Genomic DNA, 12,893 nt, shown 5'->3' on the forward strand with positions numbered 1-12,893 from the left:
GGGGGGGGCGGCGGGGGCCCCCAAAAAAAGCAAAAAAGTGAGGGGGGCGCGGGGCGGCCCCCGCCCGGCCCCGCCGCGCTCTGCGCGGCCCACAATCCCCTGGATTGACCCTTCTGGACTTGGATCTACTTCGTCAGTCCTGGTGGTACTTGGGGTTCCTGGGGTCCGGCCCGCACTGTGCCCGGCCAGATCAACCGGCGCTCTTTTCTCCCGCCCAGGCTGGATCATGGCGGCTGGGCGATACCAACGCGGACGCGTCGCCATGGCGTGACCGTTCAGGCGGAGTGTCGCCGGCTTCCGGGGCGAGTTCATGCGGTCACTGTCGGCGCTTGCCTGCAGGCGAGCTTCAGGTCAACTCGCCTGTCCAAGCCGCCGGCGTTCGTGTCCACTTGGGATTGCAGCAGTCATGCCCTGCTTCCGGAGCGGCGGCTGCGACCGAGGGCGACCAATCCTGCTCCCGCCGCAAGCGTCAGGGCGCCGGCGCCCAGGAGGTAGGGGGTGGTGGAGTCGGAGCCTGTGGCAGCAAGTTCACCGGTGAGGTGCGCTGTTGCAGGCTTGGCCGGCTTGTTGTCGGTGACCGGTTTGGCGCCGCTGTCGGGAGTGGGTCGGTTGCCCCCGCCGGCTGCCGCGAGGAGGGTGAATTCGTAGTCGTCGGTCATGGCGACGATGTTGTCATCGTCCAAGGAGAAGCCGGCCGCTGCGCTGATCCCCTCGCCCGCCGGGGCCTGGGCGGTGAACTTCAGCCGTATCTCGATGGTGAGCTTCTTGCCCGCCTCGAGCCGGTGCTCGCCCATGTCGGTGAAGAACGCCCCGTCATCGGCGTACAGATCTGCCGCCTGCCACGAGCCTCCGGGCGCCTTGAACTGCAGCTGGATGTGATGCAGTTTGAGCTTGTCGCTCTCGTGCGCCAGCGCGAACAGCGGGACGAAGCTCTCGATCTCCTCGCCCTTGCTGTTGTCTACGGCCAGCGTGAACGTCGACCAGTTGCCACCAGCAGCGAACGTGGAGGGGAAGCCCACCATGTCCATGCGCGGCGGCTGCGAGGCGGCTTCCTCGTCGCTGCTGCTGGCCTCGGGCGAGGGCGCAGGGGAACTCGATACGGACGTGCTCGGCGACGGCTTTGCGGTAGGGGTCTCGGACTCGGTGGCGGTCGGTGTAGCGGACGGCGCCTCGGTCTCCGGCGTTGGCGAAACCTGGGGCTGCTCGGAGACGCCTGGCGCGGCGCTCGCCGACGGATCCACTTCTTCGGCCAGGGCCGGGGTGGCGAGGAGCATGGCGGGAGCGATAGCAGCAGCGGCCGCGAACGCGGCGGCACGGCGGAGGGTCATGAAGGGCCAACAACCTTTGGTCAGAGAGACACCTGCCAGAAGTCCCGGCCAGGTCACCGGACAAGCTAGTGATCAAGTAAGTGCCGGATAAGCGGCGAAAGTTGACTGCGGGAACTGAAAGATGATCGCTGACGCGTAGTCGGCGTTCAGGTGCCAGCAACAACAGCGGGGCCGACGGACTCGATGGCCCCGCGGTCCGGTGCAGAGTCATCGGCCCTCGCCTGGCCGCGTGTGGTCGATCTTGTCCGCGGGATGAACCATGATCGGGATGTCGAGGGTGGCACCCCCGGGCGCGGTCTGGCGCAGGGTGCAGGCGCCTGGTGGCTCGCCTGGCAACAGTTCGGGCAGCACTGTCAGCGTCCGGTCCGGTTTCCATAAATCGGCCGTCTTCGGCCAGGACCGTTGCGGTCGATTTCCGTGCCCTCCAGGGGTGCCTGGCAGTGGGGCCAAGTCGCCCTCCTTGGACAGGTCGCGGCCGGCGGCGAGCGCCGCGTCGTGAGAGCTATTGGGGCCGCCTACCTCATCGGCGTTGCCGTCGGCGCCCCACGTCTTCCATGTGGAAGGGAGCAGCTCGCACGACAGTTTGCTGCCGGAGTCTGTGGTGGCCAACAACTCGGCCGCAGCGCGGTATGCCTCGAGTGCGTTGGACGGTATCTGGATGGTGCCCGATTTCGCGCCGGGCTCTTCGGCGGCGGGGCTGTAGGGGTGACGGGATGGGCCGTTCAACAGGTGCAGGTCCGTGCGGTAGTCGCCGCGGGGCTGGGCCTGTGCCGAGGAGTGTCGGGCACCGAGCTCTTCGCGCCGCTCGGCATGCACCGCCGCTCAACGGCAGGCCGATCAGAAACACTCGGAAGCCGCCGTAGCATGCTGCCGGACTCTACTGAGCTTCGCGCAGCGGGGCGAGGCAACGAAACCTGAAGCGTTGAGACCGGCGCTGCGCCATCACACCGGCCGTGGACAGATTGCTCGCCAACAGCGTCACAGGGAACGGGCTCGGCAGTCCCTGAACGTGAGGGATCCGGGGCGGCCCACGGCACTCCAGCGCCTCGGATCCCGCCCAGGACGCACCCCGACCGGGTCACCGCCCCCAATCTCCGCGGCATCGTTCGTCTGCCAGCGGGTCAAGGCCCTCGCGCCCCGCTCCCGCATCACGCCCGAGCCCTTGTCATTACGGCCCGACCGTCAGCCCTCACCTGCCCACACCCCTCACGCAAACTCGTGTGATGCCCTCGGCAGGTCGTAGCAATGAGCGTGGCCGCCTTCCCAACGGATCCACTCAGGATCATCCAGGAACTGTTGCGGGTCTATCAGCCCCAACTGTTGCAGCAGTTTGACCAGATCCGCGTCGCTGTGCACGTGCCCGATGGCATCCCCTTGAACAGATATCGGGCGGCCCTCCCGAGTGGGCCGGTGCGCGATGATAAGTGCGGCTTTCATGACCCAAGGGTGCGGCTTCCACGCTCGCCACGACCCCCTGTCTCGGCCGTCCGGGTGACGCACGCAAAGAGCACACGCTTGTTCCCGAACGTTGCCTGAGGGGGCTGGCTCTTAGCCCGCAGCCCGCAGCGAAAGGTGTGGCAACAAGCACTAGTACAGCCGTACTGCAGGCAGCACGGTGCAACGGAGCGCCCCATCAGCACAGCGTGAAGTGCGGTGCAGGTTTCGCGGGTCCTACCGCGGCTCTCTGGTCAGTTGCCGGCCGCCGCTTCAGGCTGCCTGGCGATCCGTGCGTCACGTCGCTGGCGGCGGAATTGCGCGTAGCGCTGTTCTCCGGTCAGCCCGGCGCGGATTCCGTACCGGCTCGCCGCGCCAGATGAACCTTCTGCGGTCATCGCCTCAATCAAGCAGGCACGCGCAACCGGGCAAGTCCCGCATAGACGACGCGCTTCAGCGGCCATGCTGGCACTCGTGGCCGATTCGACAGGGAACCACAGGTCTGGATCGCAGCTTGCACACACCGCGCCGGCGCGCCAGTCCTCGCCACTTCCGCCCACACAAGTGGCCCTGGCTTTAGGAGTGTTCATGTTGCGCTCCTGTCGCTCGCGCCGACGGTCGAATACGACTGACTGCGGGCACAGGACAGCCGCTCGCGCGCCCGATCCTCCATGCCGGGCTCGGCGACCTTCGCTCTGGCCTCCACGTCCAAGACGACTCTCCCGGTCGCAGATGTTTTGCCAGACCCGCCTGTCAAGGCATTGGCGAGGTAGCGGACAACAGGCTGGGCCATGTCGGCGCTCCGTTCATAAGGGGCCTCTGCCGGTATCACTGCGAGACCCGCCCCACTCGGATGCAACCTTCATTGGCCACCCCTCAGCGACAGTCAAAGGGTGAATGCTCAGAACCATGGGTGACACCTTCGATGCAGGTTCCCGAATCCAACACAGTCACAGAAACCCCAGATCTCCCTCCTCCCTACAAAACCAGGAACAGCAGCGGAGGCGTTGGTGCACAGTGCAGCGTCCAGGACCGAGGCCGAATCGGACCGGAAATCAGTCTGGTCGCCGTGGATGGAGAGGCACGGGTGGCTCCACGCCGAGAACCACGGGCGGTCGTTGCCACTGGGTCGTAAATTCCTCACAGCATTCGTTGTCTTGCTGCTCACCGGCATCTTCACGGGTCTCGCCATCGGGCTGATCGTGTTCGCCAGCATGGTGATCGGCGCTGGACTCGGCCTCGCCCTCGGTGTGTCGACAGGCACTGCTCTTGTGGCCCACCGGGCGAGCCACCGAAGCCAGGACTGTCAGACAGGTTGACCTTCTCCAAGAATTCTTTAGCTGTGATTGTCGAGAGGGTTGCCAATTGAGCAGGATGAGCTGCCGCAGGCGCCGTCCGGCTCGGCCGTAGGTCCGCAGTTCGGCGAGTTTGGCCTTCGTTTCCCCTCCACTGCGCGTCGCTCCGCGAACAGAGCCCCGCGTCACCAATGCCGAACTCCGCACGGGCCTCAGACTCCACCGCCGCCTCTCCCAGGCGCCCTCGCCGGCCATGGCGAATAGATCGTCACAGCCAGGAGAGAGCATGGCATCACGCCCACGTCGCCCCTGACCTGCAACAACACGGAAGGGGCTATCCGGCGTGCCAATCGAATGACACTGGGATGCCAGCCGGTGCGCCACGCAACACCGCTGCACGTCAGCTCCCAGGCACGCCCCGCACCCACCAGCAGAAGCCAGCGCCGACTGCCGCCCATGCCCACAGCGACACACCCCACAGGGTGTCAGCTGACGTCATTTCTTACGCAGTTATTACAGCCCTCTGAACGTGAAATATCTTCTCTATTGGGCGAGTTGAGCGGGATAGGAGTTCCTGAAGGGGCTCCAGTCAAGTTGCCGCGGATTCGCTGCGGCTCACTTCCAACAGGAGTACAGGTGAACAAGCTCACTCGACTCGTTGTGACGGCCTGCATAGCGGGCGTCCTTGCCGGCGGGGCGGCCGCCGGGTCCGCCATGGCGGAGGGCACTCAAGCCCCGGCTGCAGCCAGCACCGCGGCACTTGCGCCCGTGACACTGACCAGTCATAAGGATGGCGCGGTCATTCCCGAGGGTCCGGTTACCTTCTCTGGCACTGCTGAACCCAATGGCACCGTTGAACTGATTGATCAGCTCAACGGTGAGTCCATCCGGAACTCGCACTCGAAGCGCCTCGGATTCACCACCGCAGATGCGCAGGGCAACTGGTCATACACCTACACCGCTGCGAGCCATGTCCTGGGGGAGAGCCACATCTCTGTTCACCTCCAGTACGGGGACGACTATGCAGGCGCCTCCGTCCTGTGGGGCGACCCTGCCTCCGTCAAGGCTCCGACGCTCAAGCAGACGCACCTGACGTACAACTCGCCGATCAGTGGAACCGGTGTTCCCAACACCTATGTCAGCCTCTACGACAAGCGTGAGACCGGCAATGTCTGGCTCAACAATGCGCTGGTGGACGCAAACGGAAACTGGAGCGCCGACCCCAACATGGCGCGCTCCTACAAGCTCACCGGTACCCGCACCCTTCATGTTGAAGGGTTCACCTCGGCTGACCTCCCCGTCACCTGGACTGAACGGTAACCAGCCCCAGTAGGCACCTGAAACACAGGGTGGTGCTGCCCACACACAGCAGCACCACCCTGCACAGCACCGCCGGTGAACCTGCCCTCCCCAGCTTCGCTCAGCCGGGGAGGGCAGTACTCACCAGCCAAGCCCCACCACCTCACCGTTGCCGCACGCGATGCGGGCTGCCAGCACGGACCGAGCGCCACCGGCGAGGCAACAGTGTCGGCTGCTGACCATGTCGGCGTACATGTGAACGTGGCCCTGGCAAGGTTCCGTCAGCGGAGATCACCAAGGGGACGCAGTGCTGCAGGTAGTCGAGGCAGTGCGCCAGTGCTGTGGGCGGGCGGAACACCGTCGACGTGCAGTGCGCCGTATGTATCGGTGTACAACGCGAAGTCGTCCACGCCCAGCACCCGCGGCGTCACGGCAGCCGGTAAGGGTACTTTCTCCAGCTGGAGCAGCACAGCGGTGCACGAGAGCGGCGCGATCTGCAATCCAAGGATCCAGGCCCCGCCCCAACAGCGAGGTCAGTCGCTGCTATTGAACTGCCAGCCCGTCCATATGCTCGGCGAACGTCGCCTTCGCACTGGCTGAGTTCTCGCAGTACAGCGACGCACACTCAGCTCGATGCGCACGGGCCAACCCAGAAATCCGGCTGCGAGCCGCGTCCCTCTAGTGATCTCCACCTCCGGAAATCGCGCCAGGTCCATTTCTGGCAGCCCCCTCCGGGGGCTCACAACTCACAAGACAGGGCTGGACCGCTCCGGGCCGGCATCCTCCCTCAGCACCACCGCGCCTTTGGCTCGAGCTGGGTCTGGCAACAGCTCAACCTCCAGGGCGGGAAGGCACCTTGCTGGCACGATCGGCGTCAACGGTGCCGTCCGCCAATTCGTCGCCACGCTGCGCGATCCAGTCGCCATGAGAGTGAGGACCGCCTGGACCACAATGCCGCCCCTCCGGATCCACTCCGTACCGGGATGCCCGACCGTTCGCACATCACTGACGGATGGGGCATACATCGCCTGCGAATCACACAGTCGGCCGGCGTCAAAGCATCCTGGCTCACGGGCGCGGCCGAGCGAACCAGCTGGCCGTTTGTTGCCGCGCGCAGTTGACGAGTATGTGGAGACCAAGAGCCAAGGCGAAGAGATTGAAGACCCGTCCGCCGGTGTGCCCAAAGATGCCGGTGGCGATCACCAGCCCGGCGAGGATCATCGCGCCCCAGCGGACGCCTGCACGACCGGTGCCGAATTTGGCGGCGAAGACCACCGCAGTCAGCCCCATAGCTCCGGCAGTGAACTGGCCACCCATGGAAAAGGGTTCGATACTGCTGACATCAATGGGCACGCTGTCCACCCTGTTGCCGACGACAAGCAGCAGTCCGACCAGCAGTTGGGAACCGCCGAGGATGCTGAGCGCCTGCCTGGTTCTCTTGACACGGCGAGGCATGGGCCACCGCGCAGGGCCGTAGGGCAGACTCGGCTGTGGTCCTGCCAAGGCCCTCGCGTGCGCCGGAGGAGACAGGGGCGGTGCATCGGCATCATCGGGGTCGCGAGTACTCACATGGTCCCCCCGATGGGCCGTCCTGCAGTCACTGATTCGTTCATGCCGCCTTGCCAAGGGAGGCGAAGACGTGCCTGCACCCGCCGAAACGAGCCGCAGTCGGTTTGGTGTGCCGGCAAAGGTCATATCCGGTGCCGCGTCTGGCGGGGGCAATGAGACGGTTGCAGCGATGCCACCCCGCCGCGAGTGGGCAGCCGTCGGGCTGCGCGCGCCGACTACGCCGCATCCGCAAGGCTTCGGCCAAATCGCCAGGACGCCCAGAGAAGCACTGGGCTGGATCTTGCCCACAGGCCGGGCCGGCCAGGTCAGCAGCATTGGCCGCAAGGCGGGTCAGCGCGGACCTGGTGGCGAATTCGGCGCGGCGGAGAGTGGCCATAAACGTCAGCGCCCTTGTCTTAGGGGGTTGGAGAGGGTCGGTCGGCACCGGCCTCGTGCCGGCATGACCTCAGGCGGGCGGCAAGCAAGAGTCGGCGGCCGGCCCCGGTGTCGGTACCGTCCGCCTCCTCAAGTCAGGCGGCCGCTCGCGGAACTCCATGCACCGCCCAGCACGGACGCACGCCTTGCCCAGGTAGGTCAGGCGGCCTTCGGCACGTCGCCCTGGGTCACCGTCAGATCGACGACGGAGAAGGTCGCACCTTGCGGATCGGACACCGTGGCGAAGCGGCCGAACGGGCTGTCGACCGGCCCGAAGTGCACCATGCCCCCGTGCTCCCTGACCGTGGCCAGCGCCGCGTCGCAGTCCTCGACCGCGAAATAGGTGTTGATGAAGGGCGGGACCTCAGCCGGAAAGCCTCCGTCCATCTTCAGACGGCCCAGGGCCGGCAACTCGCTGCCGGGTGTGTTCCACAGGTGAAAGTCGAGCGCGTCGTCATCGATCCGCTTGCTCTCGTAGCCGAAAACGGCAGCGAAGAAGGCATCGGCCGCTGCTGCGTCTCGGGTGGTGACCTCTGCCCAGCAAAAGGCCCCAGGCTCCTCCTGCTTCTCGAACCCCTTGTGCGTGCCGGGCTGCCAGACGCTGAAGTGCACGCCGCTCGGATCCTTGGCAAGCAGCATCGTTCCGAACTCGCCAACCTTCATGGGCTCCATGACCGGCTCTCCACCGGACGCCTGAATCGCCCTTGCCTTGGCGTCGATGTCTTTGACCGCCAAGTACAGATTCCATGAGGGCGTCACAGCGTCCGCGCCCGGCATGGGCGGGACAAGACCAGCGACTGCTTTGCCCTGGGAGTACGCCTGGGTGTAGCCCCCGTACTCCATGGCAGGCTCTCCGTAGGTCCAACCGAGCAGTTCGCTGTAGAAGTGCTGGGCGGCCACCGGGTCAGGGAACATTGCGTCGGCCCAGATGGGCGTTCCGTCGGGGCAGGAACTCATGTGGCGTCTCCTCTGCAAGGGGTGTCCGTCCTCTTGCTTACGGGGAGGCAGTCGGAACGCCATCGTGACGCTCCTCGTGCGCGTCTCCCGCCGGCTCCTCACATGAGATCGCGTGACGTCCTCTAACGGGACTGGGAGCATTTCGGTAGCCGGTCTGGCTTTGTTCACGGGTCGTGAAGCCGGTTGTTCACCGGTCTGTTGATGACTGCTGGCTGATGTTGTCGTGCGGGGTTCCGCGGCCTTCAAAGATGACAGCGCAGGCGTCCGGCTCGATCCCGAACGTCGGCGGACAACAGGTCGGCCGGTGGGATCCGGAAGTCGCCCCTGTCTCACGGTAGTGCTGAGGATGGTCTGTACGGGCGGGGGATGACGGCGCTGAGCCCCGTCATGGACACCCTCTCGAGCCCTCCGAGAGAACACAGGATCACCTCAGCGGTGGTTCCGTCGGATTGGGACGGATGGCAGATGGGTCTCTTCGCGCGACTGTGGTACTTCGGAGGCGGCCGTGGGGCCCGCAGGCCTGGTGAGTCCGGCAGCCTGATCGTCCGGCACCCCTGCGAAGGCGAATTGTGGCGCGTTGGCGAGGAGCGAACCGTCACCTGGAAGCTCGCGGGACGGTACGCGCACCCGGTCGACGTGGACCTTGTGGCAGACCGCGGACGCTCGCCCAAAGTCGTGCGTTTGGCAACCGCGCTGGACCCACGGGTGCTCGGCGGCCGCATCACCGTACCGACGGTGCCAGCGGACACGTACCGCATTGTCGTTGCCTCGCAGAACGCCAGCACCTCCAGCCGCTCCTTCCGTATTCAGTCCCCGGAGCAGTAGGCGGGTGACGTGCACCAGAGTGCATGTCGATCGAAGAGAACTTCGGCTCCTGACACTCGCGACGGCAGTAGGCCTCGCCCGCTGGCGGCCAAGCCGGCGGAGGATTGCTTCGGCGACTCAGTCGGGCACTGCGCGAGCGTAACGACGCATCAGAACAACCTGGGATAAGGCGCATTGATGAACAGCCAACAGCAGGATCGCACCAGTGCGGCAGGCAAGCACGAGCGAGCCGGCGCTGCAGTATCCCCGCTCAGGCTGCGGGACCGCCTCATCTCCTGGTGGGTGCGCGGGCGCATGGCGGCAGCGGGGGCCGCTGCCGTATTGACACTGTGGTTCGTTGCCGCCAACACGGCTTCTGTGCACGTGCATTTGTGGGTGTGGCTTCTGAAGGCTCCCCTGTGGCTGGTGCTGTTGTCGGTGTTCCTCGCGGGCGGCGCGCTGGGTGCCCTCTGCGCTTCCCGGTACACCACCCGCAAGTCAGCCAGCTGACTCGTTGATATGGGGGGAGCTGATGCAGCTCCCCCCGTCAACTCCGCTCACCTACCGTCGCATTCACCCAGTCTCCAGCGCTCACCGGGTCGTACGACACTGCAGCCCGCACCAGGCGATGAAAGTCCTGCTGGGCGCGCGGATCGTACACCCAGGCATCTGAGGCCTCGCGGGTCAACAGCTGGAGGGCCTCGAGTGGAATCATCGGTTCGACGCACCACCCGCCCTCTGCGGGATGCACTCGCCACACGACGAGCCTGTGGTGTTCCAGGTACAGATCGGTGTGCGGGATGTGGCGGCAGAGCGCCGTAAGGGGCCTGGCATGACCTCCGGTCTTGTGGAGGATCACCCCCCAGGTCTCATCCGCCTGATACGTGACATGAGCGTGCGGCATTGCGGATCTCCTGATTCTGCCGTCCGAGAGTGGTCCCGCAGGGACGCTCGTCGACGCCCCCTCCCAGGGGAGAGCCCATGCACCACGACATGACGGCGGTCAGACGCCGAGGAACTCATGCTGGCCCGTGAACGGGCTCACTCCATGGCTCCCAGCCGTCACCTACGCGGCGCCGGTGAGCCACGTCCGGAGTTCGTGACAGGTTCGAGCAATCGAACTCGTTACACGGACGACACTGCGCCACCGCAGGTCAGGTGTGCCATCCGGTGGCCTTCAGATGTTGTTGTCTTTCCGGGTGGACGAGTCTTGGGAGGAAGCCGACCGCGTTCAGGCCGATTTGGCCGAGGCCAAGCAGGACCAGGTTCCTTCCACGCCGAAGCCGTCGACGCCAACGCCTGCAAAGCTCAGAACACAGGTGCTCGTATGGCGTGAGCGACTGGTGCGGTCGGTGCTGTCGGTGGATTAGCCGCGCATCTTCCGCGCTCGCGGACCGGCACCGGCACCGGCACCGGCTCAGCCAAAGACCGCCGACCTCCCATGCGATGTCCGGCTTGGTCGGCCTGAACGCGGTGTCGGCGAAGGTGGAGATACTGCGTTCGAAGCCGAAACGCATGGTCGCGTGCGGCGAGCTCGACGAGCCCCGGTCTGCCGGGTCACACTCAACCGGGACGTGAGCGGCCCAGGCCGCGGGTCACGAACGTCGTCATCGACCAATACATCATCGTCTTGGCGGTGGTGTGACGCTCAAAATCGCGGGCCTGGCGGCGACTTTCCATCAGGTCGGCGCAGAACCCCTCGCCGGTCCGCCACTTGGGCAGCACAACCAAACCACGCATGTTGTCGCTGCGTTTGACGATCAACAGGACCAGGGCCAGCGCGGCCAGGCAGAATTCGGTCAGACTGTCGGCCCATCCGCCGTCAGCCCGGACACCGGTTTCTGTAGGTGGCGCGTCGGCGACGTGCCACAGCAGGACCTGCGCTGCAGCGCGGTCGCCAATGTCCGTGGCGGCCGCTGACCAGCTTGCCGCCGGCGAAGGCGCGGCCGTGGGATCGGGGTTTCGGACGCCACGAAGCGCCTTTGGGATACCAGCTGTTCCCGTCAGTACCGAACGTGGATGCTCGACGACCAACCATCGTCCCTCTGAAAGCGCCAGCAACTGGGAGAAGCGAATCCACCGGGGGCAACTCCGCACTCATACGCCCGGGTCGGCCGCAATTCAGGCCGCGCTGGGCTTCACCCCGATGCTCGCTCGCGGTAGCGGGCTTCGGTAGGGAGGCGCGTGGCGGGTGTGGCCCGGTGCTCCGCAGGAACGATCACCGGGCCACACACGTCGCAGAGTGTCAGTGCCGAAGCATCATGCAGCTACGGCCGAGACACGCTGCTACTGCGCAAGGTCACGTTGAACCACGGTGCGGTCCGAGTACCCCCTGTAGTCGCCGTAACCGACGGCGTGGACACCTACCTCCGTCCCGAGGAAGTCAGGAGCGGGCATCGTGTACGACCAGTTCCCGTTCGCGTCAGGTCGGAGATCGAACGACGTCTCGTCCCAGTTGTCGTAGCCCACGTACATGAAGGCTCCCGGCTCGCCAGTACCGGAGAGCGTGATGACGCGGTGCCCCTGCTCATTGACGCCGGCTACGGCCTTATCAATCTTGACCGGAGCCAGACTCACCACGTCGCGGTGCACCACTGTGCGGTCTGTCCCCAAATCGACGTATGCACCTCGGACCGAAACAGTCACCTCTGACCCTTGCGAGACAGGCACGAGAAGCGCGACCGACCAATTTCCGTAGCCGTCCGACCAGACGCTGGTGGACTCGTCGTTGGCCTGCACGGAGATGATGGACGTGGGCTTGCCGGTGCCAGAGACGGTCAAGAACGTGGGGTTGTCCTTGTTGAACACAGCGCTGGCGATCTTGAGAGGTGTCTGCTCGGTTGAACTCTGGGTGGCCGTGACCGGCACCCCGCTCGAACCCGCGGGGACAGCAGCCATCGCCGGTCCAGCCATCACACCACCGGCAACAGCAACTGCTACTGCCACTACGGCTATCCGCTTATTCACTCTTGGCTCCCTGGATCTCTTCGGTCGTTAAGTGGGTGAGGCGGCGGCCACCGCGCGCTGCAGCGCCGCGGTAGTTGCGAATGGCCGCGTCCAACCGGCCTTACATCCTCACCCCTTGATCAACTGTCAGCGATCGAGAACGTATCCGCATCATCCGATTGGATGACCTATAAATCGCCATTTGCCAGTACATTCGTGCAACTTGGACCTTTCCCCCGTGGCGCTCTTCCCGCATCGACCGCCGTCCCCTTCCCGAGCTGGCTTCAACGGCGCGGTCGGTCCCACCTACTCCGGACCGACTTGGACCCACGTGTCCGTCCGAATCCGGTTCCGTCTGACTCCACTTGGCACCGAGCGAACTGGGAACCGCCGGGGCCGGATGAGGCAGGAACAATGCCTGTCCGTTATGGGCTGGTCCAACTCGGGCCGGAAGAGCGTGGCCGGGTCGCAGCGATAGAGCCACCAGATCCGTGGCAACGCAATCACAGAAGGGCCTGAGTTGGGTCTGCTCGCTGTGCAGAGAGGTGTGCAGCATCCAGTTCCGCACAAGGACCGGCCGGTGAGATATCCGCCGCGGCAGCAACGGCACTGATCAACTCCGCCCAGCAGGCCAGGGCCTACGCCGACTTCACCCGCCCGACAACTGGGCGTTGACGCCCTCCCCGCCCTGCTCAACGACTACGGCACCAGGCCCCGGCGCATGCCAGACCAGAAGCCCGAGGTCGCCCCCGATCACCGCGGGCGGTACCGCTGTTCCCGCTCGGCCACCGGGGGCCACCGCCGCGGGGGGGGGGGCCGGGCGGGCCCACGGGGTCCCCCCCCCGCG

11 protein-coding genes are annotated in these 12,893 nt (G+C 65.7%); 3 read left to right on the forward strand and 8 right to left on the reverse strand.

Translation table 11 applies throughout. The annotated features are described in order from the left end of the window. Positions 1-404: 404 nt before the first annotated feature. The 4 genes from JAO81_RS36490 to JAO81_RS44145 all read right to left on the reverse strand — a co-directional run bounded on the left by JAO81_RS36490 (position 405) and on the right by JAO81_RS44145 (position 3,352). On the reverse strand, positions 405-1,328 hold the full coding sequence (locus tag JAO81_RS36490) for an LAETG motif-containing sortase-dependent surface protein (RefSeq protein WP_199552289.1): 924 nt from the start codon (positions 1,326-1,328) through the stop codon (positions 405-407). A gap of 207 nt (positions 1,329-1,535) precedes the next feature. Continuing rightward, on the reverse strand, positions 1,536-2,144 hold the full coding sequence (locus tag JAO81_RS36495) for a hypothetical protein (RefSeq protein ID WP_199552290.1): 609 nt from the start codon (positions 2,142-2,144) through the stop codon (positions 1,536-1,538). Between the two features lie 390 nt (positions 2,145-2,534). Continuing rightward, positions 2,535-2,765 carry a hypothetical protein gene (locus JAO81_RS36500; RefSeq protein WP_199552291.1) on the reverse strand — a complete coding sequence of 77 codons (231 nt, stop codon included), beginning with the start codon at positions 2,763-2,765 and terminating at the stop codon, positions 2,535-2,537. Between the two features lie 251 nt (positions 2,766-3,016). Beyond that, positions 3,017-3,352 carry a WhiB family transcriptional regulator gene (locus JAO81_RS44145; protein WP_199552292.1) on the reverse strand — a complete coding sequence of 112 codons (336 nt, stop codon included), beginning with the start codon at positions 3,350-3,352 and terminating at the stop codon, positions 3,017-3,019. A gap of 1,341 nt (positions 3,353-4,693) precedes the next feature. Here JAO81_RS44145 and JAO81_RS36510 point away from each other — a divergent pair. Continuing rightward, complete coding sequence (locus tag JAO81_RS36510; RefSeq protein ID WP_199552293.1) at positions 4,694-5,377, forward strand: hypothetical protein; 684 nt, start codon at positions 4,694-4,696, stop codon at positions 5,375-5,377. 1,047 nt (positions 5,378-6,424) lie between these two features. On the opposite strand, the gene JAO81_RS36515 is transcribed toward JAO81_RS36510, so the two are convergent. Continuing rightward, the gene (locus tag JAO81_RS36515) at positions 6,425-6,811 is read right to left on the reverse strand and encodes a hypothetical protein (RefSeq protein ID WP_199552294.1); all 387 of its coding nucleotides are present in this window, start codon (positions 6,809-6,811) and stop codon (positions 6,425-6,427) included. A 687-nt stretch (positions 6,812-7,498) separates the two neighbouring features. Then, positions 7,499-8,296 (reverse strand): VOC family protein, encoded by a 798-nt coding sequence (locus JAO81_RS36520; RefSeq protein WP_199552295.1) that lies wholly within the window; start codon positions 8,294-8,296, stop codon positions 7,499-7,501. Positions 8,297-8,761: 465 nt separating this feature from the next. Here JAO81_RS36520 and JAO81_RS36525 point away from each other — a divergent pair, with 465 nt between their 5' ends. Both JAO81_RS36525 and JAO81_RS36530 read left to right on the forward strand, forming a co-directional pair. After that, positions 8,762-9,121 carry a hypothetical protein gene (locus JAO81_RS36525; protein WP_199552296.1) on the forward strand — a complete coding sequence of 120 codons (360 nt, stop codon included), beginning with the start codon at positions 8,762-8,764 and terminating at the stop codon, positions 9,119-9,121. A gap of 177 nt (positions 9,122-9,298) precedes the next feature. Then, complete coding sequence (locus tag JAO81_RS36530; RefSeq protein ID WP_199552297.1) at positions 9,299-9,610, forward strand: LapA family protein; 312 nt, start codon at positions 9,299-9,301, stop codon at positions 9,608-9,610. 1,053 nt (positions 9,611-10,663) lie between these two features. Here JAO81_RS36530 and JAO81_RS36535 read toward each other — a convergent pair. Together JAO81_RS36535 and JAO81_RS36540 are read right to left on the reverse strand one after the other, a co-directional pair. After that, entirely contained in the window at positions 10,664-11,134 is a 471-nt protein-coding gene (locus JAO81_RS36535; RefSeq protein WP_199552298.1) for a hypothetical protein, read from the reverse strand. A gap of 252 nt (positions 11,135-11,386) precedes the next feature. Beyond that, positions 11,387-12,067 (reverse strand): hypothetical protein, encoded by a 681-nt coding sequence (locus tag JAO81_RS36540; RefSeq protein ID WP_199552299.1) that lies wholly within the window; start codon positions 12,065-12,067, stop codon positions 11,387-11,389. Positions 12,068-12,893 lie beyond the last annotated feature (826 nt).

Source organism: Streptomyces sp. N35 (assembly GCF_016464295.1).
GTDB lineage: Bacteria > Actinomycetota > Actinomycetes > Streptomycetales > Streptomycetaceae > Streptomyces.